Source organism: Nocardia takedensis NBRC 100417 (assembly GCF_000308695.1).
GTDB lineage: Bacteria > Actinomycetota > Actinomycetes > Mycobacteriales > Mycobacteriaceae > Nocardia > Nocardia takedensis.
Genome location: NZ_BAGG01000009.1, coordinates 34,173 through 57,907, shown reverse-complemented (window position 1 = coordinate 57,907; position 23,735 = coordinate 34,173). Strand labels below are relative to the sequence as shown.

Below are 23,735 nucleotides of genomic sequence, written 5' to 3'. Positions count from 1 at the left end.
GAGAGGTGGGGGGTGGGGGTGGGTCAGGCGAAGCTCAGCGTACGAGGCGAGGTCAGCCCGGAACCCTCCGGCGCGTGCGCGGGATCCGCGCCCAACTCGACCGGACGGTTGCGATCGTCGACGAAGACCACCTTCGGCTCGTAGGCGGCGATCTCCTGCTCGTTCATCATGCCGTAGGCGATCAGGATCACCAGATCACCGGGATGGACCAGATGCGCGGCGGCGCCGTTGATCCCGATGACACCCGAACCCCGCTCGCCCGCGATGACATAGGTCTCCAGGCGGGCGCCGTTGTCGATGTCGACGATGCAGACCTGCTCGCCCTCGAGCAGGTCGGCGGCGTCGAGCAGATCCTGATCCACGGTCACCGAACCGACGTAGTGCAGGTCGGCGTGGGTGACGGTGGCCCGGTGGATCTTGGACTTCATCATGGTGCGCAACATCTTCGTCGCCTTTCTAGCCCGCGGTCCGAGCGGAGGTGGTCGATACGGTGGGATGGCCGTCGATGCTCGCGCCGAGCGTGACGGCGGCGTTGTCGATCAGCCTGGTCGCGCCTACCTTCGCGGCGACCAGCAGTCGCGCGTTACCCGACTCGGGCGCGGAATCGAGTGTGGCGGAACGCAGTTCGAGATAGTCCAGCTCGATGCCGGAGGACTGGTCGAGTACCGCGCGCGCGGCCTCGAGCACGGCCCGCGCGCCGAGACCGCCCGCGTGCGCGCCCGCGGCCAGCGCGGCCGACAACGCCAGGGCCGATTCCCGTTGCGCCGCATCGAGATACCGGTTGCGCGAGGACAGCGCGAGCCCGTCGGCCTCGCGCACGGTCGGCAGCGGCACGATCTTCACGTCGAAGTTCAGATCGCGGACCATCTGCCGGATCAAGGTCAGCTGCTGGTAGTCCTTCTCGCCGAAGAACGCCTCGGTCGGCACGGCGATCCGCAGCAGTTTCGCGACCACGGTCAGCATGCCCGCGAAATGCGTCGGCCTGCTCGCGCCCTCCAACTGCGCGCCCAGCGGGCCCGGATGCACCATCGTGCGCGGGCCGTCGGGATACATCTCGGCGGCACTGGGCGCGAACACCAGGTCCACGCCCTCGGCGCGCAGCAGCGCGACATCGGCGTCCAGGGTGCGCGGGTACTTGTCCAGATCCTCGTTCGCGCCGAATTGCAGCGGATTGACGAAGATCGACACGATCACCACCTGGTTGGTGCGCTTGGCGCGGCGCACGATCTCCAGGTGCCCCTCGTGCAGCGCGCCCATCGTGGGCACCAACCCCACCGTGCGGCCCACCGCGCGCAGCGCCTTCGCGACCGCGTGCATCGCGGCCGGATCGTGGTGCACGGTCAATTCACCCGGCCGGTACCGCGGTTGCCCGGTCATCGGCGTTCCTCCAACAGGTCGATCAGTGCGGGATCGGTGGCCGCCCACTGCGCGGTGCGCAGCGACAGCGCGCGGTAGGCGTCGGCCACCAGCGGGTCGGCCGAGTTCAGGGCCTCGAGGTGCGCGGCCACCGCGGCCACGTCGCCGCGGGCCACCGGACCGGTCAGCGCGGCCCGCCCCCGGCGCAGCGCGTTGTCCAACGCGGCCGACGCCAGCGGCGCGAGCAACCGTTCGGCCAGCCCGTTCGGCTGGTCGTCGACCGTTTGCTGACCGAGCAGACCCGGGCCCGCCAGCGCTTCGCGCAACGCGGCGACCGCGTCGACGATCACCGTCACCAGGTGGTTGCTGCCGTGCGCGAGCGCGGCGTGGTAGAGCGCCCGGTCGGCCTCGGCCACCCGGACCGGCTCACCACCCATCTCGATCACCAGCGACTGCGCGATGGCGTAGCCGATGTCGTCGGCGGCGGTGACGCCGAAGCAGGCGTTGCCCAGGTTGACGATGTCCTCGTCGTGCCCGGTGAACGTCATCGCCGGGTGGATCGCCAGCGGCAACGCGCCGAGTTCGGCCAGCGGGGCCAGCACGGCCACGCCGTTCGCCCCCGAGGTGTGCGCGACGATCGTGCCCGCGCGCACCACGCCCGCGCCCGCCAGGCCGCGCGCCAGACCGGCCAGTTCCGAATCGGGCACCGCGAGCAGCAGCAGTTCGCTGCGTCGGGCGACCTCCTCGACCGGCAGGATCTCCGAATCCGGCAACCGCGTCCGCGCCCGGTGCACCGAGGCGTCCGAGATCGCGGACACGCCGAACACCACGTGTCCGGCGCGCTCGAGGGCCACGCCGAGAGCCGAACCCACCCGGCCCGCGGAGACGATGCCGACCGTCAGGCGCGCGGGGGCCGGATCGAATCCGGCCGAACCGCCGCCCTCGGGCACACCGTCGGAAGTCACACTTCTCGAGGTCACCATTGTCCTCTCGATGTCGTTCCAGTCCCGCGTCGCGGGTACCAGACGTTACGGGTCGAGGATATCGGCCGACCGCGGCCCGATGCCACGGGCCCCTGCGTGATCTGCGCTACCCGCGCCCGCCGTTGTCGGAGCGGCCGTTCTCCGATTGCAGGTTGGCCATGATCTCGGCCACCGAGAGTTTGCGCGAGGGCGCGCCCACCTCGTCCTCGTCGTCACGGCGACGCCGACGCGAACCCGCCGTGCCGACCTGCGGGGTCGGCGCGGTCGGGCCGCCGAGGCGCGGCAGCGGCGGCGGTGTCGGCGCGGGATCGCGCGGCGGAACCCGCATCGGAATCGACGGCTCCGGGTCGGCGGCCTCGGGTTCGGCCTCGGTGAAGGCGTCCGACCAGCCCTTCGGGCGGCGCAGCGGATCGGTGTCGTGCGTGTCGGAGACGTGTCCGCGCTGGTCGGAGCGGTCTTCGTCACGCTCGTCGTAGTCGTCGTCGTAGTCGTCCTCGACCGAGACCACCGAGGTCTCCGCCGTCACCGGCTCGTCGTACGGGGTGGCGAACTGCGGCGGCTCGGGATGGTCGGGCACGAAGACCGGGGTCATGCTGAACACCGGGGTCATGCTGTTGTTCAGCTCCGCCGCCCAGTTCTCGGCATTCGCGGAGCTATTGTTCGCCGGCGCGGCCGAGTTGTGGTTCGCCTGCCCTGCGGGACGGCTCTCCAGTTCGCCGATCCGCGTCGCGTCGGCGTGCAGCGCGGGCCGCTCCACGAGCAGATCGCCGTCGAACAGCCGTTGCAGATTCTGGCGCAGCACCGACAACTCCGCGCGCAACGCGGCCATCTCCGCGGCGTCGGCGCCCACTTCTTCGCGAACCCTGGCCTCGACGCCGAGTTCATACTCGCGCCGGGCGGTGACCTCGCGTTCGAGCTGCAACTCGTACACCGTTTGCAGATCGCGGATCTTGGCCTTGTCGACCGAGGCTTCCTTGCGGAATCTGGTCGCGGCGAGCGCGCCGATCGCGGCCGCCCACAGGGCCGCTACCAGGCCGATCCGAACGAATTGCAGACTATTGCTGAAAACCAGAAAAACGCTGGCAACCAGTCCGAGAAGAACCAACGCGCCCACGAACAGTTTTCCCGCTTCGTCCCGCCGTCGACGGGAAGTGCTGCTACGGGAGGGTGAAACCATGCACGCCAGGGTAGCCTGCGCGTCGCGGGCCGCCCACAAAGTCTCCTGTGGTACAAGCCGGAAGTAGTTGCTAAGTAGTCGCTGGATCGTCGGAAGGGTCGTCCGGCGCGCGACAGCAATACTCGAGCCACAATGCCGCCGCGACCAGCGCGACACCGGCGAGCATGCCCACGATCGCCCCCGGCGAATCGGCGGCCGCGGCCCGCAACGTGCCGCGCTGCGGGAACACCCAGCACAGGAAACCCAGCCACACGCCCGCCGCGATCGACCCCACCTGCGAGGACGCCTTGGCCAACGCCACCGCCCGCGCCGCCGTGATCGGATGCAACTGGTGCAACCCGCCCCCGACCTCCTGATCGCGCACCCGCGCCCGCACCACGAACGCCAACACCACCTCGATCGCCGCCACCGGATACAGCGAGGCCCCCGCGAACACCGAGATCGGCGGGAAACTGTCGTAGGCGACCCGGGTGGCGATCCACGCCACCACCGCGGCCACCAACACAGTGGCCCCGAGATCCCACAACTTCGTCGGTTTCACGGTCGGTTCCCCACCCCATCGGCTTGCCCACGCAGCGACAACTCGGTCCGGCGCACCCCGTCGCGCTCGGTCGCGGGCAGCGCCGCGAGCCAGTCCACCACACCGCGTGTGATATCGCCCACTCGCAGCTCCGCGGCCGGTTCCACCTCCGCCCACGGCATCAGGACGAAGGCGCGTTCGTGCGCGCGCGGATGCGGCAACGTCAACACCGGATCGTCGCTGTGCACCGCCTCGCCGCCCGCACCACACCAGACGACATCCACATCGAGGGTGCGCGCACCCCAGCGTGTCTCGCGCACCCGTTCGGCCCGCGCTTCCAGACGATGCCCGGCGGCCAGCCAGTCCCCGCACTCGAACGACGGGTCCTCCACCAGCAGGACCGCGTTGAGATAGTCCTCCTGTTCGACGCCGCCCCACGGCGCGGTCGAGTACACCGACGAGACCGCCGTCACCCGCTCGCCGAAACCGTCGACGACCCCGCGCAGGTAGCCGAGTCGGTCGCCCAGATTCGAGCCGATCGAGAGCACCGCCCGGGTCATCGGCGCACCTCGCCCGGTTCGCGCCGCGTGCGGGTGGTGGACACGCGGACGTCGGCGAAAGTGTGCGGGATGGGGGCGGAGGGTTTGTGCAGGACCACTTCGAGGGTGGCGATGCGGGGGTCGGTGAAGAGGGTGTCGGCGATCTCGCTGACGACGGTTTCGATCAGGTCGCGCGGGGGGCCCGCGACGATGGCGACGGCCTGTTCGGCGAGTGCGCCGTAGTCGAGGGTGTCGGCGAGGTCGTCGGAGGCGGCGGCGCGGGTGAAATCGGTCCAGACGGTGAGGTCGACCAGGAACTCCTGGCCGTCGCGGCGTTCGTGGTCGAAGACGCCGTGGTGGCCGAAGACGCGCAGGCCGCGCAGTTCGATGCGGTCCGACGGGCGGGTCATCGGGCGGATCCGCGGGTCGTCGCGGCGCGCTGCCACGCCTCGGTGACGGCGATGGCGTCCAGCGAGGCGCGCACATCGTGCACGCGCACACCCCACGCGCCGTGCCAGGCGGCCAGCGCGGACACCGTGGCGGTCGCGGTCTCCCGACCGTCGGGCAGGCGGGGTTCACCGCTGCGGTCCGCGAGCAGAGCCCCGAGGAAGCGTTTGCGGGACGCGCCGATCAGCAACGGCAGGCCGTCGGCGACCAGGCGCGGCAGCGCCGCCAGCAGCGCCCAGTTGTGTTCGGCGTTCTTGGCGAAACCCAAGCCCGGGTCCAGGATCAGCCGCGACGGGTCCACCCCGGCGGCGATGGCCTTCTCGACCTGGGTGTTCAGTTCGGCGCGGACTTCGGCGACGACGTCGTCGTAGTGGTCGGCGGGACCGCTGTGCCGGTAGTCGGCCCCCGCGCGCCAGTGCATGAGAATCCACGGGATGTTCGCGGCGGCGACGACCTGCACCATATCGGGGTCGGCGCGACCGCCGGAGACATCGTTGACCAGCCAGACGCCCGCGCCGATCGCGGCCTCGGCGACGGTGGCGCGCATGGTGTCCACGCTGGTCGGCACACCGGCCGCGACCAGTCCGCGGATGACGGGGGTGACCCGCGCGGCCTCGGTGCGCGGATCGACGCGGGCCGCGCCGGGACGGGTGGATTCGCCGCCGACGTCGATGATGTCGGCTCCGGCGCGGTGCAGGGCGATGCCGTGCGCGACAGCACGGTCGGTGTCCAGGTAGCGGCCGCCGTCGGAGAAGGAATCGCTGGTCACGTTGACCACGCCCATGACGACGCAGCCGCGTCCGTCGCGCGGCCCCACATTGCCCACGCGGGTCACCGGCTCACCTCGACGGTGACCCTCCAGCGTTCGGACACCGCGTACCGCCTCACTTTCGCAGAATGAGATCGAGTGCCTCCGCGCGCGAGGCGGCGTTGGTCTGCAACAGGCCGCGCACGGCGGAGGTGGTGGTGCTGGCGCCGGGCTTGCGGATCCCGCGCATGGCCATGCACAGGTGTTCGGCCTCGACGACGACGATCGCGCCGCGCGGATCGAGTTTGCGCATGACCGCGTCGGCGATCTGGCTGGTCAGCCGTTCCTGGACCTGCGGGCGCTTGGCGTACAGGTCGACCACCCTGGCCAGCTTGGACAGCCCGGTGACGCGCCCCTGCGGGCCGGGGATGTAGCCGACGTGCGCGACACCGTGGAACGACACCAGGTGGTGTTCGCAGGTGGAGTACATGGGGATGTCGCGGACCAGCACCAATTCCTGGTGTCCTTCGTCGAAGGTGGTGTTCAGGACCGCGTCGGGTTCCTGGTAGAGCCCGGCGAACATCTCGCGGTAGGCGCGGGCCACGCGGGCCGGGGTGTCGAGCAGACCGGGACGGTCCGGATTCTCGCCGACGGCGAGCAGCAGTTCGCGGACGGCGGCCTCCGCGCGGTCCTGGTCGAAAGGTCGCCCGGTCTCGAGGGCGACCAGATCGGGCGCGGAGTCGGCCCCGTCGGCGCCGTTGCGAGTCCGACCGACGATGTCATGGTTGGCCGACAAACGAGCACACCTCCAAAATCACGGGTGCGGGCAATCGTTGGGCACCCCGATGACCGAGCGTAACGGCCACTCGATCCGAGCACATGACCTACCCTCGCGTGCGCGCACGCGAGGGGTTCACGGATCAGTGCCTGCCGTTCTGGCCTTCCCAGTCGCGGTTGTCGTTGTCGCGGCGGTCGGGATCGTCGTAACCGCCCCGATCGTGACCGTGTTCCCCGCGACCCTGCGACGGATCGCCCCACGGCTGCCGATAGCCCTGGTGCTGGTCGCCCTGGCCCTGCCAACCGCCGTAACCGGACGGCGGCGCCGGTTGCGGGGCCTGCTCGTCGCGCGGCGGCCACCCCGGGGCCGACCATCCGGCGGGAGCGCCGTAGTCGGGACGCGAACCGTGCGTTCCGCCCTGACGCGGGTAGCCCTGGGCGGGGGGCTGCGGCAACGGATATCCGCCCGTGTGTTCCGGGCGGCCGTACTGCGGCTGCGGCTGATACCCCTGCGGCGGGTAGCCGTTGGCCGGGGCGGGCTCACGGTGGGCCGAGGCCACCGCGGGCACCGGCGCGACCGGCTCCGGCGGCCAGGTCTCGCCGCGTTCGGCGGCCAGTTCACCGGGGGTCTTGACCGGCGGCTTGTCCGAGGGGACGCGGTCGCCGAAATCGTTGAACGCGGTGATCCGCGGCCGCTTCTGCACCGCCGTGAGCAGTTCCTCGAGCTCCTTGCGGTGCAGCGTCTCCTTCTCCAGCAGCGCGGTGGCCAGCACGTCGAGGACGTCGCGGTACTCGTTGAGGATCGCCCACGCCTCGGTGTGCGCGGCCTCGATGAGGTTGCGCACCTCCTCGTCGATCGCGCCCGCGACCTCGTGGGAGTAGTCCGAACTGACGCCCATCGACCGGCCGAGGAACGGGTCGCCCTGCTCCTGGCCGTAGCGGACCGCGCCCAGGCGCGAACTCATGCCGTATTCGGTGACCATCGCGCGGGCGATCTTGGTGGCCTGGTCGATATCGGAGGACGCGCCCGTGGTGGGCTCGTGGAACACCAGTTCCTCGGCCGCGCGGCCGCCCATCGCCATCACCAGGCGGGCGATCATCTCCGAGCGGGTCATCAGGCCCTTGTCGTCCTCGGGGACCGTCATCGCGTGGCCGCCGGTGCGGCCGCGCGCCAGGATCGTCACCTTGTAGACCGGCTCGATATCGGGCATCGCCCAGGCGGCCAAGGTGTGGCCGCCCTCGTGGTAGGCGGTGATCTTCTTCTCGTGTTCGCTGATGATGCGGCTCTTGCGGCGCGGGCCGCCGATGACCCGGTCCACCGACTCCTCGAGCGCGTCGCCGGTGATGACCGCGCCGTTCTCGCGGGCGGTGAGCAGGGCGGCCTCGTTGATGACGTTGGCCAGATCGGCGCCGGACATGCCGACGGTGCGCTTGGCCAGACCGTCCAGATCGGCCTCGGGCGAGATCGGCTTGCCCTGCGAGTGCACGCGCAGGATCGCGCGGCGGCCCGCCAGGTCGGGGTTGCCGACCGGGATCTGCCGGTCGAAGCGGCCGGGACGCAGCAGCGCCGGATCGAGGATGTCGGGGCGGTTGGTGGCGGCGATCAGGATGATGCCGGTGCGGTCGCCGAAGCCGTCCATCTCGACCAGCAACTGGTTGAGGGTCTGCTCGCGTTCGTCGTGACCGCCGCCGAGGCCCGCGCCGCGCTGCCTGCCGACCGCGTCGATCTCGTCGACGAAGATGATGCAGGGGCTGTTCTGCTTGGCCTGCTCGAACAGGTCGCGCACCCGGGACGCGCCGACGCCGACGAACATCTCCACGAAGTCCGAACCGGAGATGGTGAAGAACGGCACGCCCGCCTCGCCCGCGACCGCGCGCGCCAGCAGGGTCTTGCCGGTGCCGGGCGGGCCGTAGAGCAGCACGCCCTTGGGGATCTTCGCGCCCAGGGCCTGGTAGCGCACGGGGTTCTGGAGGAAGTCCTTGATCTCGTAGAGTTCCTCGACGGCCTCGTCCGCGCCCGCCACGTCGGCGAAGGTGGTCTTGGGCATGTCCTTGGACAGCTGTTTGGCCTTCGACTTGCCGAAGCCCATCATGCCGCCGCGACCACCGCCCTGCATCCGCGCCATCACGAAGATGAACAGGCCGAGCAGGATCACCATCGGCAGCACGAACAGCAGGATCTGGGTGAACCAGCTCTCCTGCTTGACAACCGTGTTGTAGGGCGCGCCGGATTTCTGCACCGCGTCGAAGATCTGCGCGGAGGTCTCGCTGCCGCCCGGGAACTTGGCGAGCAGTTTGGTGTCGCCGTCGGTCGCGTCGGTCGGATTGTTCAGTTCGATGCGCAGTTGCTGTTCGCGGTCATCGATCTGGACGTTCTTGACATTGCCCTTGTTGTTGAGTTCGCTCAGGGCCACCGAGGTGTCGACGTTCTTCCAGCCGCGCGTGTCATTGCCGAAGTAGCTGAACGCCAAGACCACGAGCAGGATGCCCGCGATTATGGCCAGAGTGCGAAACACTGTCTTGCGGTTCATAGAGCGTCGGCCGCGAGGCCAGTCCTTTCCGGTGTCTCCGGGTCTGCCTAGCTGAACGTCGGGCCGCGTTGTTCACGCATTCCGCCGCGAAGGGTCGGCCCCACCCTCACCTCGCCGCGACGAGTTTCGGATGCGGACATGCCACGTTACCGCGTACGGTCTACTCGATACATCGCGCAGTTCGGCAGTTGGTGCGGTTCGACAGGTAAACGGCCGGGGAACGACGGTGGTTCCCGAGATCCTCGCTCCGGTTTACCCCGAGTCGTCACAATCATGGCATGTTCGGCCTATCGTGAGCGACGACACAACATTCCGGTGCGGGCCAGGGCCCGGGGAAGGCGGCGAGGGCACGGCGCACACGCCCCGAGGAATTCCCGCCACGGCGGGTAAGCGAACGGTAGCGACTACCGATCAACGCACACAGCCACCGCATCAGACAAGAGCGCAGGGGGTATGGACATAGTCGAGCTACGAACACCCACGGCGATAGTGCGCCACGGACGCGGGCGGTTGACCGTTCTGCGACCGGGCGGCGAAGGCGAGCGCGTGCTCGACGTGCCGGTCACCGACCTGCTCAAGGTCCGGCTCAACCGGCGTGCCGACGACGCGGTCGTCATCGAGATCTACCTGCGCTACCCGACACCGGTGCTGACCGGTGTGCCCGCGGACCGCACGCCGTTGCCGGTGCTCATCGCCGAACACGATGTCCCCGCCGCGGCGGAGATCGTCGAGCGGATCAACACCCAGATCCTCGGCGGCCGTCGCGTCGACGTCGCCGCCCCCGACCTGCGCCCGCCCGCGCCGACCTGGGCCGAGAGCGGTCCCACCCGCGCGGATGTGGAGCGCGCGGTGCGCCGGATGACGCCCCATCGCGAGGCCGGGCCCGCGATCGCCGCCCTCAACCGCTACGTCACCGCCGAGGAGTACGTGCTCGAGACGGCCTTGGTGCGCGCGCACGCGCCGCTGGGCAGCGGCGACGGACTGCTGGCCGCGACCACCGGGCGACTGCTGTTCGTCTCGATCGATCCCGACGACCGCTACGCCCACGAACTGCCGATCCCGGTGATCCTGTGGGCGCGCGCCACCGAGGGCGTCGCGGGCGAGGTCGCCTCGGGCCGGGGCTCGGGCGGTATCGACGTGCACGACGGTCACCTGACGTTCCGGTTCTCGGGCGAGGATCGCGCCGATACCGAGCGGGTCACCTGCGCGGTGAATTTCGCGGTGCGCCGCGAAGCCGCCGACGGGGCCGCCGGTCCGGCCGATCCCGGTGTGTCGCAACTGTATTCGGAGTGGGAACTGCTGGTCGAGCGGCATTCGCTCGGCATGGTCGACGACGCGCAGTTCCAGCGGTACGGCCGCGGCATCCTGCGCTCGCTGCCCGACGGCGGATAGACCGGGTGTGGCGGTCGTCGCGACCGCCACACCGCGTCGTCAACTCGCGAGCGTGGGCCCGTCGTCGTTGAGTCCGATGCGCCGCCACGGACTCGTGGGCCGCATCCACAGCCGCAGCAGTTCCAGGCGACGGTCGACGCCGCCGTTCTTGAGTTCGGCGAGGTCCTCGCACGCCTGCCAGTAGGTCCAGCCGGCCAGGTAGGCGTCGCCGAACTGCCGCCAGTTGCGATATTTGCGCTGCGCGAGCGGCAGCGCCCGGTGCAGGTAGCCCCAGGCGGTGTCGGCCTCGAGGTAGCCGGCGGTGTAGGCCATCCGGGCGACCGCCACGACCCGGGCCAGATCCCACGCGTGGATGTCGCTGGGCAGCGGACGGGCCAGGTGGTCGGTGAAACCGATCTTGATGGCCTGGGACCAGATGTCGTAGTCGCGGACCAGCGCCTCCGGGTTGTCCATGCCGCGGAACGAGCCGACCTGGCGCAGGAAGGCGCGGTGCCGGTCGGCGCGTTCGCCGAAGCGGTCGCGTTCGCTGGCGTTGATCGAGGCCATGACCAAGGGGTGGACCAGCGCGTAGAGCGGGGCGTGCATCCCTTCGAGCAACTGTTCCATCGACGCCTGGGCCTCGGTGCTGTCGGTGATGCCCCACGCGCCGGTCAGCGTGTCGATGGCCAGTTCGCGCCGGTCGCCGAGCGGATGATCGCGTTCGGGACCGAGCAGCAGCGCGTCGTGGAAGGCGTCCCAGCGCGCGGAATAGAAACCGCCGAGCGCCAGCGCGCGCAATTCGTCATCGGAGATCGCGGCGCCCGACCAGTGATCCTCTTCCCGTTTGTCCAATTCTGCGTAGGGGAACGTGGTCAACGGGGCTACACCGCGGGCTGGCATGTCTTCGATTGTTCCCCATCGGCAGGCGCGGGGCGTGCGGTTGCCCCAACCGGCCCGAGACGGCGGATATTTTCACACAGTCGCAAACTTGTCCTGCCGAATCGCCGTTATCAGGACTAATCTGCACGCATGCGCGACAACATCACCCTCCTGCGAGGTCTGGAACCTGCCGCTACCGAGCAGGAGATCTACGCCGCCGCACTGCAGTACGTGCGCACGGTCGGTGGTGTCTCCGGCCTGAGCACCGCCACCAAGGCGGCGGTGGACAAAGCGGTCACCGCGATCGCGGCGGCGACCACCCAATTGCTGGCGGACCTGCCCCAGGCCCCGGCTCCCGCGACGTCGGACGCGCCCTTGCGCGCCGGCCGCACCGGCACCGAATAACCCGTCACGGCAGTGCGTCGAGCCCGTAGGCGGCGACGCAGGCCAGCGCGATCTCGAGCGGCAGGCTGCGCTGCTCGATCGGATGCCCCAGCAGTTCCTCGATCCGCTGGATTCGGTAGCGCACGGTGTTCTTGTGGACCCCTAGCAGTTTCGCCGTGCCCTCGGGGCTGCGGTGGGCGAGCAGGTAGGCGTGCAGGGTTTCGCGCAGGCGCGCGGAGTTGGCGTCGCGACCGGCCAGGGCGCGCAGTTCCCGCGCGATGAGCCGGTGCATCGCCGCGTCGTCGGCGCCGGCGAGGTAGGCGATCTCCACCGACCGGTAGGCGGTCAGCCGCGCGCGCCCCGGCCCGCGCTCGACGACCTGCCGCGCCGCCACCGCCTCCCGGTGACTGTCGCGGAAGCCGGCGACATGCGGGGCGGGCACCCCGAAGGCCACCCGGACCGGCGCGTCGATCGCCCCCTGTACGGCTTTGTCCAGCGAGCCGGGAACGGCCAGTTCGGCGGCGCGGGCGGGGTCGTCGAAGCCCGCCCACGCCCAGGAACCGCTGGCGCCGGACGGCAGGGTCAGCACGTTGGCGCTGCCCAGCGCCGCGCCGATGCGCGCGGCGACCCGATCGAGCAGGCCGATCATCTCCCCGTCCCCGCCGCCGTCGCCGCCGTCGGCCCACAGCACGAAAGCCAGATGGTGCCGGGTGAGCCGGTAGCCCAGCCGCGCCGAGGCCTGGTCGACGTCGAGATCGTCGCCGGCGAGGATCGCGCGGACGGTCTCGGTGCGCCGGTTGAGCGCGGCGCGCAGGACCCGCTCGCGTTCTTCCATGTAGGTGTCGGTGAGCCGTTCCACCGACATGCTGACCCATTTGGTCGCGCGGTCGAACAACCGCAGCATGATCGCCCGTTCGATCTCCGGCGGCGCGTCGAGTTGGTCGACGGCGTCGGTCATGTAGTCCAGAACGGCGTCCATGCCGACGTGATAGGTGCGCAGCAGGACACGTAGTTCGAAGCCGCGGCGGGCGATGGTGCGCGCCAGCGCGTGCGCCTCCTCGGCGAGGGCGAACTCGAAACCGTCGGAGGTGAGGCTGCCGAGCATGGTCCTGGCATGCGAGCGGGTGCTGGCGGCCAGGTCGCGGCGCATGTCGCGGTCCGCGAGTTCGGGAACCTTGGCGACGATCGCGCTGTCGAGCCGTTCCACGACCCGTTCCAGGGTGTCCCCGCGCATGGTCTCGTAGGCGTATTCCGCCAGCCAGTCGCGCACGACTTCGCTGTCGGGTCCGACGCGTTCCGGTGCCGCCGCCATCGCCGGTACCCCTCACCTGCCGTACCACCACTCCGACCGTTTGGCACCGGAGTACAAAACACGGCGATGTCATTGACGTATCGGGCCAAGAATGTCACCGCGGATTGTGTCACGATCATAGAACAGTGAGCTGGTTCACAGAGTCGGCTCCAGCGGTTCACAGCACGACGGCAGTGGGAGATCAGCAGTGACCAATACCGAGCGGCGACAGGACGCGCCGGGAGCGAACGCGGGCGAGCCCGGCGGGATCGAAGTACGCAATCCCGGTACCGGCGAGATCGTCGGCACCGTGACCGACCACAGCGCCGAGGACGTCGCCGCCGCGGTCAGGGAACTACGGCTGTTCCAGCCGGAGTGGGAGGCCATCGGCCCCGACGGCCGCAAGGAGTGGCTGCTCAAACTCCAGGACTGGCTGATCGACAACACCGAGCACCTGTCGGACGTGTTGCAGTCCGAGACCTCCAAGCCGCGCGCCGACGCGCTCATCGATCCGGCCTTCGGCGCGGATGTGATCGGCTACTACGCGCGCCGTGCGGCGAAATTCCTCGCCGATGATCACCCCTCTCCGCACAGCCCGCTGGCCCGGGTCAAGAAGTTGACCACCGCCTACCGGCCGTATCCGGTGGTCGGGGTGATCACGCCGTGGAACTTCCCGCTGGCGATGCCGATCATGGACGTCGTCCCGGCGCTGGCCGCGGGGGCGGCCGTGCTGCTCAAGCCCTCGGAGGTGACTCCGCTCTCGGCGCTGGAACTGGCCAGGGGCTGGGCCGAGATCGGCGCGCCCCCGGTGTTCAAGGTGCTCACCGGCGCGGGCGCGACGGGCGCGGCGGTGGTCGCGAACGTCGATTACCTCCAGTTCACCGGGTCCACCGCGACCGGCAAGAAGATCGCGGCGGCCTGCGTGGACCGACTGATCCCCTACAGCCTGGAACTGGGCGGCAAGGATCCGGCGATCGTGTTGGCCGACGCCGACATCGACCGGGCCGCGGCGGGCATCGCCTTCGGCGGCATGTTCAACGCGGGCCAGGTGTGCATTTCCGTCGAGCGCGTCTACGTGGAGGCCGCGGTCTACGACGAATTCGTCGCCAAGCTGACCGAGAACGTCAAGGGTCTGCGGCAGGGCATCGACGGGCGCGGGCTCAACCACGATGTCGGCGCGCTGGCCAACGAGAACCAGGTGCGCATCGTCCAGCGGCACGTGGACGAGGCCGTCGCGGCGGGCGCGAAGGTGCTGACCGGCGGCAAACCGACGGGGCAGGGCACATTCTTCGAGCCGACCGTGCTGGTCGACGTGGACCACACCATGTCGTGCGTGGCCGAGGAGACCTTCGGCCCGACGCTGCCGGTGATGAAGGTGGCCGACGAGGCCGAGGCGATCCGTCTGGCCAACGACTCCATCTACGGCCTGTCGGCCTCGGTGTGGACCGGCGACAAGGAACGCGGCGAGCGGATCGCCCGGCAGTTGAACGCGGGCGCGGTCAACATCAACGACGTGTTCGCCAATCTGTTCTCCTACGCGCTGCCGATGGGCGGTTGGGGGCAGTCCGGTGTGGGGGCGCGCTGGGGTGGCGCGGCGGGCGTGCGCAAGTACTGCCGTCAGCAGGCCATCACCAAGCCGATCCTGCCCACCCAGGAACGCGAATTGTTCTGGTATCCGGTCAATTCCCGGAATCTGCTGATGGCGGTGGGGGCGATGCGCGCTGCGGGCGCGCGCGGTCTGCGCCGCATCGACATCCCCGCCCTGCTCAAGCTGACCGGAGACCGCAAGTGAGTTCCACCGACAAGATCCGCGGCAAGGTCGTCGTCATCACCGGCGGCGCGCGCGGCATCGGCCTTGCCACCGCCGTCGCCTTGCAGGCCCTCGGCGCGAAGATCGCCATCGGCGACATCGACGAGACGACCGTCAAGGAATCCGGTTCGGCCCGGGATTTCGAGGTGTACGGGAAACTCGACGTCACCGACGGCGCTTCGTTCGAGAGTTTCCTGGACGAGGTGGAGCGCACCATCGGGCCGATCGACGTGGTGATCAACAACGCGGGCATCATGCCGACGGGCCGGGTGGTGGACGAACCCGACGCGCTGACGAGACGAATTCTCGAGATCAACGTGTACGGCGTGATTCTCGGCTCGAAATCGGCGTTGCGCCGGATGTTGCCGCGGCGCAGCGGCCACATCATCAACATCGCCTCGCTCGCGGGTGAGAGCCACATCCCCGGACTGGCGACCTACAACGCGAGCAAACACGCGGTGCTGGGTTTCTCGGACACGCTGCGCGAGGAGTACCGGGGTTCGGGGGTGCACATCTCCTCGGTGCTGCCGACGCTGACCAACACCGAACTCGGGTCGGGGGTGACCGCGCCGAAGGCGATGCGCGCGGCCGAACCCGAGGAGATCGCGGCGGCGATCGTCGGACTGATCGTGTCGCCGAAGTCGAAGGTGCGGGTGACGCGCACGGCGGGGATCATCTCGCAGGTGGTGAATTTCCTGCCGACGCCGCTGGGTGACGCGATCGGCCGGTCGCTCGGTTCGGGTCACGCGTTCCTCGACGACGTGGACGCCGAGCGCCGCAAGGCCTACGAGGAGCGGGCGCGCGGGGTGTGAGGCACGGCGGGTGAGTCGCGGGGCGTCGGGTCGTGGACCGGGCGCCCCGCCCCCATTTCCGACGATCCGTCCGGGACAACTTGTCCGACCGATATCCGGCCGAACAAACCAGATTGTGACCAAAGTCACCTTCCGGTCCGAAAAGACTACTTATCGGACATCCGACCAATTTCCCGCCGGATCGCCGACGCGCCGGCGCCGCGACCCGCGGAACCGGACGCACGCGACATTTTCGCTGGTCACGTGACCATGAGAGCCCCATCACGCCGCGCGAACCCCACCTGCCGAAGATTAGCCCGGTCACTGATGCACAAGTCCTCTGTAACCAATATGCTGTCTCTAACAAACCTGTCGACTGTTTCTGAGCACGTATTCGGACTTCCTCGCCTGATTAGGGTGGAAATTACCGACCAATTCTGATAGCAAGGGGCTATGGACCCGCATTTGCGCGACCTGCGGTATTTCGTCGCCGTCGCTGAGGAACTGCATTTCACCAACGCCGCCCAGCGGCTGCACATCGCACAGCCCACCCTGTCGCGTCAGATCCGCCAGCTGGAACGTCAGCTGGACGTGGTCCTGTTCGACCGCAATCAGCGCAGCGTCGCCCTGACCGTCGCGGGCAAGGAATTGCTCGAAGGCGCGCGCAAGATCCTCGAACTCTGGGAAGTCACCAACGTCTCGCTCCAGGAGGCGGGTGAGGTGCTGCGCGTCGGCATCCAATCCGCCCTCGGCCGCGGCCTGCTCAACGACCTGGAGAGCGCCAGCGGCCACCGCCTCGCGCTGCACGCCGCGTCCTGGACCGACCCGTCCAGCGGCTTGGCCGGGCGACAGGCCGACCTCGCGATGGTCTGGTTACCGCTCCCCGACCCCAATCGCTACCGATGGCAGGTGCTGCGCACCGAACCGCGCTGGGTCCTGCTACCGGAGAACCACGCCCTCGCCGACCAGGAGAGCATCGAATTCGCCGACCTGCTCGACGAACCGTTCGTCGCGCTGCCCTCCGAAGCGGGCGCGGTCCGTGACTTCTGGCTCGGCAACGACGCCCGCAACGGCCGACCGGCCAAGATCGGGGCGGAAGCCGCCACACCGGAGGACAAGCTCGAGGCCGTCAGCCTCGGACTCGGCGTATGTCTGCTCGCCGAGAACAACGTCCCGATGTACCGGTGGCCCGGACTGACCGCGCGCCCGGTCGCCGGACTCGCGCCGTGCGAACTCGCGGTCGCCTGGCGGGCCGACGACTCGCGGCCCACCATCCTGGAATTCGCCGGACGCGCCGTGGACGGCGGCTTCAGCGCCACCGCGCAGAACTGAGGCGGGCTCGGCGCGTGGTCATCCGGCGACGCGCCGCCACGGCTCGCGCCGCTCCACCTGGGCGGCCAGCCGCAACAGGGTGGACTCACTGCCGGGCTGGCCGACGAATTGGGCGGCCAACGGTGTGGCCGAACGGGAATGCGATCCCATCGGGATCGAGGCGGCGGGCCAGCCGAGCAGGTCCCACATCGCGGTGAAGGCCGCCGAACGAGCGGCCGAGAGAATATCGGGGAGCCTGCCCCGCGCGGCGCGGTTCCGCGCGCGAGGCGGCGGGGCGGCGAGCGTCGGTGTGATCACGACGTCGTAGCTGTCGAACAGTTCCAGTAGTCGCGCCTCGATCCGATCGAGTTGCGCGGGGCGAACCAAGTGCCGTAGTCGGGCGGATCTCGGCGATAGGAGACCGGGGGACAGCTCCTCGGACAGGTCGCCGTCGGATAGGCCGGTGACTCTGCGTAGCAGGGCCTCGTAGACGCCCGCGCCGTACGGCAGCGTGACCGGCTCGACGAGATGTCCTTCGGCCTCGGTCGCCGCGGCCGCCCGCCACGCCGCGGCAGCCCACTCCCCGTCCACCCGGAACAGCCGGTGGGGCGGATCGACGGCCACCCCGATGCGTAGTCGGCGCGGCGGATCGCCGTCGACCGGATCGGGACGGGCGGCCAGCACCGACAGCGCCAAGGCCGCGTCGGCCACCGAGGTCGCCACCACGCTGTGTTCGGCGGGCCCCGGTCGCGCCGACGGCCCGCGGCGGCCGGGCGAGAAGCCGAAGACCCCGCAGCGCGCCGCGCCGAGGCGGACCGCGCCGAACGCGTCCGCGCCGACCGCGAGCGGAACCAGCCCCGCCGCCACCGCTGCCGCCGCACCGCCGCCCGCCAGATCCGGATTCCACGGATTGCGGGTGCGCGACTCCGCGACGTCGGCGCGCGGCCCTGCGCCCGCCCCCGAGGTCGTCCCGGCGAGCACCGCGCCCGCCTCGCGCAGGCGACCCAGCACCGGACTCGCGACCGCGTGTTCCACCGCGACCGGCACACCGGCCAGCGCGAGCATGTCCAGATCCTCGCGACATTCCAGCGCGCGCGCCTCGGCGACGGCCTGTTCGGCGCGAACGACGGTGAAGGCGTTGAGCTCCCGGTCGGCCACCGCGATCCGGGCCAAGGCCGCCGCGACCAGCTCCGACGGGATCAGGGCACCCTCGTGCACGGCCGAGAGGATGTCCTCGGCGGTGCGTGGGAGAGCGGGGGCGCGGCGACCCGGCGCCACTCGATCGACCACCACTCGCGTCACAGTGTCGTACATGTGCTGATACGCCCCCATCGCCTCGTCTGGTAATCGGGTGATCCGCTCTCGCGCCGCAAAGTATCATTTCGGATACCGCTCGGGGGATGATGAAGTCGGGTGTGGCGGAAATTCATCCGACACGGCCACCGACCGATCAGCGCGGAGTCAGCGACATCCGCCCAGGCCCGAGGTTCCCGAATGAGTGCCGACGCCGAGAACGATCCCGGTCCGGACACGGTTTCCGACAGCGGAACCGCCGGCCGCGGTTCCGTCTCGACGCCGGCGGCCGACGCCGTGACGGCTTTCGCCGCCGCATGGGAGTCCGCCGCCCGCGCCGACGCGGCCGGCCTGGGTGCCACCGAGCTTCCCGAGATCGCCGCCTACCTGCCCGACGCCGACACCCTCCGCAAGCAGGCCCTGATCGAACTGATCCGGGTCGATCTGCGGCACCGCTGGCTGCGCGCGCCGCGTCCGGCGGGCGCCACAGCCGCCGCCCGCAAACGCCTCGGCGACTACTGCGCGGAATTTCCCGAACTCGCGCCCGACGCGTTGCCCGCGGGCCTGGTCTACGAGGAGTTCGTGGTCCGCAGGCACAGCGGCGAACGGGTCGACCCCCGCGACTGCCTGCGCGAGTATCCCGGTCAGGCCGCCGAGTTGCGCGACCTGCTCAACGCCGACGACATCGATCAGAGCACCCGCCGCTCGGCCCTGGAGGACTCCACCCGGATGTCACCGGGCGGGGACGCGACCGTCGGCGCGGGGCCCGACCTCGACGGCACCGCCGCGCACGACCCGGACGGCACCGCTGCCGCCGACCTGGACGGCACCGCCGCCGCGCCGTTCGACCTGAGCGCGACCGCGGCCGCCACGGGCTCCGAACCGGGCGCCGACACCGAGATCGGCACCACGGCCGGAAACGACCCCGGCCGTTTCGCCGCGCTCGACCGGATCAGGATCGGTCAGCGCATCGACGACTTCGACCTGCTCACCGGACTCGGCAGCGGCGCGTTCGCGCGGGTCTTCCTGGCCAGGCAGCGGTCGCTGCAACGACTGGTCGCGGTGAAGATCTCCGCCGACCACGGCACCGAACCGCAGACGCTGGCCCAACTCGACCACGACTACATCGTGCGGGTCTTCGACCAGCGACTGCTCGACACCGGCGACGAGACGCGCGGTGACGCCCGCCGGTTGCGGCTGCTGTACATGCAGTTCCTGCCGGGCGGCACCCTGCTCGGGGTGCTGCGCCGGGTGCGCGCCACCCCGGCCGCCGAACGCAGCGGCCGTCTGCTGCTGGACGCGGTGGACGCGGCGATGGAGGAGAAGGGCGAGATCCGGCCCACCGATTCCAGCGTGCGCGCCGAGATCGCCGAACTGAGCTGGCCGGAGACGGTAGCGTGGCTGGGCCGCCGGTTGGCCGAGGCGCTGGACTACGCCTCCGCGCACGGCGTACTGCACCGCGACGTGAAACCGGCGAACGTGCTGCTCACCGCCGAGGGCGTGCCGAAACTGGCCGATTTCAACATCAGCTTCAGCCGCAACGTGGAGGGCACGAGTCCGGTCGCCTACTTCGGCGGGTCGCTGGCCTACATGTCGCCCGAACAGTTGGAGGCGTGCCATCCCGGCCGCTCGCGCGGGGCCGCCGATCTGGACACCCGCTCCGACATCTACGCCCTCGGCGTGGTGCTGTGGGAACTGCTGACCGGCGCGAAACCCTTCGACGACTCCACCGCGGGCGCGGACGCCCACGGCGACGACACCACACTGGAGGCCATGCTCGAACGGCGCGGCGCGGGGGTGGAGGACGCGGCGCTGCGACAGGTCCCCGACGACTGCCCGGCCGCCCTGCGCCGCATCCTGCTGACCTGTCTGGCCCCCGACCGCGACGACCGCTGGGCCAACGGGGAGACGCTGGCCAAACAACTGGAACTGTGCCTCGACCCGCGGGCGCGGGAACTGGTCGACCCGGCTCCCGGCAGTTGGCGGCTGCGGCTGCGGCGCTGGATCGTGCCGGTGCTGCTGCTGGCGGTGGGCGTGCCGAACGTGCTGGCCTCGCTCTACAACATCAACCACAACCAGCAGTTGATCGTCGACCGCATGGACGAGGACGCCCAACGGATCTTCCTGGTGATCACCGGCGTGGTGAACGTGGTGTTCTTCCCGCTCGGCCTGGCCTTGATCGTCTACATGTCCCGCTACGTGCTCGCGGTGCCGCGCGGCCTGCGCAAAGGCAAACGCTACGACCCGGACACCCTGCGCCGCGCCCGATCCGACGCGCTGCTGATGGGCGACCGCGTGGTGGTGGTCCCGTTCGTGCTGTGGGTGCTGGCGGGCCTGACCTTCCCGGTGGCGCTGCAACTGGCGACCGGCGAGATCACCGCGCGGGCGGTCGTGCACTTCCTCGCCTCGATCCTGGTGTGCGGCGCGATCGCGGCCTCCTACCCGTTCTTCCTGGCCACCTTCTACATCGTGCGGTGCATCTACCCGATCTTCCTGCGGCACGGCGAGATCAGCGCCGAGGACGCCGTGTGGCTGCGCAACCTGGACCGGCGCTGCAACGGCTACCTCGCGGTGGCGGCGTCGGTGCCGCTGCTGGCGGTCGCGGGCGTGACCTTCCTGCCGCCGACCGATATCCCGATGGTGATCGTCGCCGTGCGGGTGCTGTGCGCGGGGGCGATCATCGCCTTCGTCGGCTCGTACCTGCTGTTCCGCGCGCTGGAGGCGGATCTGCGCGCCCTGGAACGGGTGGTCGATCCGGGTGGGCAGGAGTCCGAGCGACGGCGCGACGGGCGGCCGAACCGCCGCCGGGACCGCGTCGCGGCGGATCCGCCGAAGTGACGGTGCACTGGGCCGAGGCCGTCACCCGCTTCACCGCGGCGTGGCGGCGCGCGCTGCACGGCGACCGACCGCCGCCGGAACTGGCCGAATTCGTCCCCGACGCCGGGGTGGCGCGTGCCGCGGTCCTCACCGACCTGATCCGCATCGACCTGCGGCACCGCTGGGAACGCCCCGGCGAGGGACGCACCGTCGGCTCCTATCGCGCGGACTACCCGGAGATGGCCGACAGCCCGGCGCTGGTCGAACTGATCTGCGAGGAGTTCGCCGCGCGTCGCGACCGAGCGCCGCTGCCGCTGACCGATTTCCTCGCCGACTACCCTGATTTCGCCGCGGCCGTCCGCGAACGCCTGGAGCAGCAGGACCTCGCGGCCGACGCCGCCGCGCTCACCCTGGACCGACCGCTCGGCGCGCTCGAGGCCGGGCAGCGCCTCGACGATTTCGACCTGCGCACCGAACTCGACGCCGTCGCGCCCGGCCGCTGTTTCCTGGCGCGCCAGCGGTCCATGCAGCGCCTGGTCGCGGTGTGGCTGTTCGAGGGTCACGGTGACCGGCACCGGGTCGCCCGCTTGGACCACCCGCACATCCTGCGGGTCTTCGACCACCGCCCGCTGCTGACCCCCACCGGGTCCGGCAGGCTCGTCTACACGCAGTACCTGCCCGGCGGCACCGCCCGCGACGTCCTGGACCGGGTCCGCACCGGGCCCGAGACCGACGGCGGCGCGCTGCTGCTGCGCTCGGTCGACGCCGCGATGGAACGCACCGGCGAGATCCGGCCCGCCGACTCCCCCGTGCGCGCCGAGCTCGCCCGACTCAGTTGGCCGGAGACGGTGGCCTGGCTGGGCAGACGCCTCGCCGACGCCGTCGACCACGCCGACCGGCACGGGGTGCGCTATCGCGCGCTCACCCCCGACACCGTCCTGTTCACCGCCGAGGGCGAACCGAAGATCGCCGACATCGCCGACGCGGCGGCCGACCCGGCCTACCGCGCGCCGGAAGATCCCGCCACCGCGGTCGATCAGCGCCCGAGCGTCTACTCGCTCGGACTGCTGCTGTGGGAACTGCTCACCGGCGCGCGGCCCTTCGCCGACTCCGACGACACCGCCACCCGGCGCGCGGGACCGCCCGAGGCGGCGCTGCGCCGACTGCCCGCCGACTGCCCGGCCGCGCTGCGGCGCGTCCTGACGACCTGCCTGGAATACGATCCTGACCGTCGCTGGGCCGACGCCGCGATCCTGGCCCGGCAACTGGACCTGTGCCTGGACCCGCGCGCCCGTGACCTGGTCGACCCGCCGCAGCACAGTCCGCGACGGCGGTTGCGGCGCTGGCGGATTCCGTTGATCACCCTCGCCATCGCCGTGCCCAACGCGCTGGCCTCGGTCTTCAACGTCGACTACAACCGAATGCTGATCATCGACAAGCTGACCGATCAGGCCGCGCACCGACTCGACATCGGCACCGCGATCGTCAACTTCGTCGGATTCGGTTTCGGCACGGTGATACTCGCGTACTTCGGACGGCACCTGATCCTGGTGCCCTACGGATTGCGCAGGGGCGGACGCTTCTCCGAGGAGACACTGCGCCGGGCCAGGACCGACGCGATCGTCTTCGGCGACCGCGCCGTGGCGGTGATCTTCACCCTCTGGATGCTGTCGGGGATGTCGTTCCCGCTGGTCATCCGCGGCACCTCCGACGCGATCCGGGCCTACGACTACACCCATTTCATCGCCATGCACGCGATCTGCGGCGCGGTCGCGCTGGTGTACCCGTTCTTCCTGGTCAACTTCTACGTCGTGCGCTGCCTGTACCCGATGTTCCTCGCGCACGGTGACATCGGCGGCGACGCGACAGACGGCGGGCAGGACGCGGTCCGCCTGCGGAAACTGCGGCGGCGCAGCGGGATCTGGCTCGTCGTCGCGGCATCGATCCCGCTGGCGGCCGTCGCGGGCGCGACCCTGCTCACACCCGCCGACCTGACCGAGATCATCGTGGAGGTGCGGGTCCTGGCCCTGGGCAGCCTGATCGCCTTCGTCGGCGTGTACCTGCTTTCGCTGGCGATGGAGAAGGACCTGCGGGCGCTGGAACGCGTCCAGGCGCCCGCCGGGGTTCAGCCGCCGTAGACCTTCGGGTTCAGCGTCCCGATGTAGGGCAGGTCGCGGTAGCGCTCGGCGAAGTCCAAGCCGTACCCGACCACGAACTCGTTGGGGATGTCGAAGCCGACGTGGGCGACCTCGACCGGGGTGCGCAGCGCGTCCGGTTTGCGGAGCAACGTCACCACCTCGAGGGAGGCCGGGTTGCGGGTCGACAGGTTGCGCATCAACCAGGACAGGGTGAGCCCCGAATCGATGATGTCCTCGACGATCAGGACGTTGCGTCCCGCGATGTCCTTGTCCAGATCCTTCATGATCCGCACCACGCCCGAGGACGAGGTGGACGAACCGTAGGAGGACACGGCCATGAATTCCATCTGGGTGGGGATGGGCAGCGCTTTGGCGAGATCGGTCATGAAGAAGATCGCGCCCTTGAGCACGCCGACCAGCAGCAGATCCCCTTCCGGGGCGCCGACCGGATAGCGTTCGGCGATGATCTTCGCCAGTTCCTCGGTCTTGGCGGCGATCTGTTCCCGGGTGATCAGCACCGACGCGATGTCGTCCTCGTACACGAGGTGTGGTGTCCTTCCGTGGTCGTCGGC

At 70.2% G+C, this 23,735-nt stretch carries 21 protein-coding genes; 7 read left to right on the top strand and 14 right to left on the bottom strand.

From position 1 onward, the window contains the following. Positions 1–23 precede the first annotated feature (23 nt). From panD to ftsH, 10 genes are all read right to left on the bottom strand, one after another. Positions 24–443: an aspartate 1-decarboxylase gene (gene panD / locus ON30_RS02195; protein WP_040703744.1), complete on the bottom strand. Its 420-nt coding sequence runs from the start codon at positions 441–443 to the stop codon at positions 24–26. A 13-nt stretch (positions 444–456) separates the two neighbouring features. Continuing rightward, on the bottom strand, positions 457–1,377 hold the full coding sequence (gene panC / locus ON30_RS02190) for a pantoate--beta-alanine ligase (protein WP_040703742.1): 921 nt from the start codon (positions 1,375–1,377) through the stop codon (positions 457–459). Further along, positions 1,374–2,321: a Rossmann-like and DUF2520 domain-containing protein gene (locus ON30_RS02185; protein ID WP_245553905.1), complete on the bottom strand. Its 948-nt coding sequence runs from the start codon at positions 2,319–2,321 to the stop codon at positions 1,374–1,376. Before ON30_RS02185 ends, panC begins: the two co-directional genes overlap by 4 nt. A gap of 124 nt (positions 2,322–2,445) precedes the next feature. Then, on the bottom strand, positions 2,446–3,516 hold the full coding sequence (locus tag ON30_RS02180) for a DUF6779 domain-containing protein (protein WP_051028854.1): 1,071 nt from the start codon (positions 3,514–3,516) through the stop codon (positions 2,446–2,448). Between the two features lie 70 nt (positions 3,517–3,586). Next, positions 3,587–4,057 (bottom strand): DUF3180 domain-containing protein, encoded by a 471-nt coding sequence (locus ON30_RS02175; protein WP_040703741.1) that lies wholly within the window; start codon positions 4,055–4,057, stop codon positions 3,587–3,589. Then, positions 4,054–4,596: a 2-amino-4-hydroxy-6-hydroxymethyldihydropteridine diphosphokinase gene (gene folK, locus ON30_RS02170; RefSeq protein WP_040703740.1), complete on the bottom strand. Its 543-nt coding sequence runs from the start codon at positions 4,594–4,596 to the stop codon at positions 4,054–4,056. Before folK ends, ON30_RS02175 begins: the two co-directional genes overlap by 4 nt. Then, the gene (folB, locus tag ON30_RS02165; RefSeq protein WP_040703885.1) at positions 4,593–4,985 is read right to left on the bottom strand and encodes a dihydroneopterin aldolase; all 393 of its coding nucleotides are present in this window, start codon (positions 4,983–4,985) and stop codon (positions 4,593–4,595) included. The genes folK and folB overlap by 4 nt, the downstream gene beginning before the upstream one ends. Next, on the bottom strand, positions 4,982–5,806 hold the full coding sequence (folP, locus tag ON30_RS02160) for a dihydropteroate synthase (protein ID WP_051028866.1): 825 nt from the start codon (positions 5,804–5,806) through the stop codon (positions 4,982–4,984). Before folP ends, folB begins: the two co-directional genes overlap by 4 nt. Positions 5,807–5,906: 100 nt before the next feature. Beyond that, complete coding sequence (folE, locus tag ON30_RS02155) at positions 5,907–6,548, bottom strand: GTP cyclohydrolase I FolE (protein WP_085999258.1); 642 nt, start codon at positions 6,546–6,548, stop codon at positions 5,907–5,909. Positions 6,549–6,690: 142 nt separating this feature from the next. Next, positions 6,691–9,078, bottom strand: coding sequence for an ATP-dependent zinc metalloprotease FtsH (ftsH, locus tag ON30_RS02150; RefSeq protein WP_040703739.1), 2,388 nt, complete (start codon positions 9,076–9,078; stop codon positions 6,691–6,693). 510 nt (positions 9,079–9,588) lie between these two features. Here ftsH and ON30_RS02145 point away from each other — a divergent pair. After that, the gene (locus ON30_RS02145) at positions 9,589–10,470 is read left to right on the top strand and encodes a hypothetical protein (protein ID WP_040703879.1); all 882 of its coding nucleotides are present in this window, start codon (positions 9,589–9,591) and stop codon (positions 10,468–10,470) included. Positions 10,471–10,509: 39 nt separating this feature from the next. On the opposite strand, the gene ON30_RS02140 is transcribed toward ON30_RS02145, so the two are convergent. Further along, positions 10,510–11,349 (bottom strand): DUF1266 domain-containing protein, encoded by an 840-nt coding sequence (locus tag ON30_RS02140; RefSeq protein WP_040703738.1) that lies wholly within the window; start codon positions 11,347–11,349, stop codon positions 10,510–10,512. A 129-nt stretch (positions 11,350–11,478) separates the two neighbouring features. Here ON30_RS02140 and ON30_RS02135 point away from each other — a divergent pair, with 129 nt between their 5' ends. Then, a complete protein-coding gene (locus ON30_RS02135; protein ID WP_040703736.1) occupies positions 11,479–11,733 on the top strand; it encodes a DUF2277 domain-containing protein in 255 nt (84 codons plus the stop codon). 4 nt (positions 11,734–11,737) lie between these two features. On the opposite strand, the gene ON30_RS02130 is transcribed toward ON30_RS02135, so the two are convergent. Then, positions 11,738–13,024 carry a PucR family transcriptional regulator gene (locus tag ON30_RS02130; protein WP_040703735.1) on the bottom strand — a complete coding sequence of 429 codons (1,287 nt, stop codon included), beginning with the start codon at positions 13,022–13,024 and terminating at the stop codon, positions 11,738–11,740. A 187-nt stretch (positions 13,025–13,211) separates the two neighbouring features. On the opposite strand from ON30_RS02130, the gene ON30_RS02125 reads away from it, so the two are divergent. The 3 genes from ON30_RS02125 (at position 13,212) to ON30_RS02115 (ending at position 16,936) form a co-directional block, all read left to right on the top strand. Further along, positions 13,212–14,795 (top strand): aldehyde dehydrogenase family protein, encoded by a 1,584-nt coding sequence (locus ON30_RS02125; protein WP_040703732.1) that lies wholly within the window; start codon positions 13,212–13,214, stop codon positions 14,793–14,795. After that, positions 14,792–15,625: an SDR family oxidoreductase gene (locus tag ON30_RS02120; protein WP_040703731.1), complete on the top strand. Its 834-nt coding sequence runs from the start codon at positions 14,792–14,794 to the stop codon at positions 15,623–15,625. Before ON30_RS02125 ends, ON30_RS02120 begins: the two co-directional genes overlap by 4 nt. Before the next feature lie 432 nt (positions 15,626–16,057). After that, the gene (locus ON30_RS02115; protein WP_040703730.1) at positions 16,058–16,936 is read left to right on the top strand and encodes a LysR family transcriptional regulator; all 879 of its coding nucleotides are present in this window, start codon (positions 16,058–16,060) and stop codon (positions 16,934–16,936) included. A gap of 18 nt (positions 16,937–16,954) precedes the next feature. Here the strand turns inward: ON30_RS02115 and ON30_RS02110 are convergent, their stop codons facing one another. Continuing rightward, positions 16,955–18,208: an amidase family protein gene (locus ON30_RS02110; RefSeq protein WP_281004708.1), complete on the bottom strand. Its 1,254-nt coding sequence runs from the start codon at positions 18,206–18,208 to the stop codon at positions 16,955–16,957. 201 nt (positions 18,209–18,409) lie between these two features. Here ON30_RS02110 and ON30_RS02105 point away from each other — a divergent pair, with 201 nt between their 5' ends. Further along, complete coding sequence (locus tag ON30_RS02105; RefSeq protein ID WP_051028850.1) at positions 18,410–21,046, top strand: serine/threonine-protein kinase; 2,637 nt, start codon at positions 18,410–18,412, stop codon at positions 21,044–21,046. Next, positions 21,043–23,163 carry a protein kinase gene (locus ON30_RS02100; RefSeq protein ID WP_040703728.1) on the top strand — a complete coding sequence of 707 codons (2,121 nt, stop codon included), beginning with the start codon at positions 21,043–21,045 and terminating at the stop codon, positions 23,161–23,163. Before ON30_RS02105 ends, ON30_RS02100 begins: the two co-directional genes overlap by 4 nt. Here the strand turns inward: ON30_RS02100 and hpt are convergent. Next, positions 23,151–23,705, bottom strand: a complete 555-nt coding sequence (gene hpt, locus ON30_RS02095; RefSeq protein WP_040703727.1) for a hypoxanthine phosphoribosyltransferase — start codon at positions 23,703–23,705, stop codon at positions 23,151–23,153. The genes ON30_RS02100 and hpt overlap by 13 nt on opposite strands. Positions 23,706–23,735: the final 30 nt, after the last annotated feature.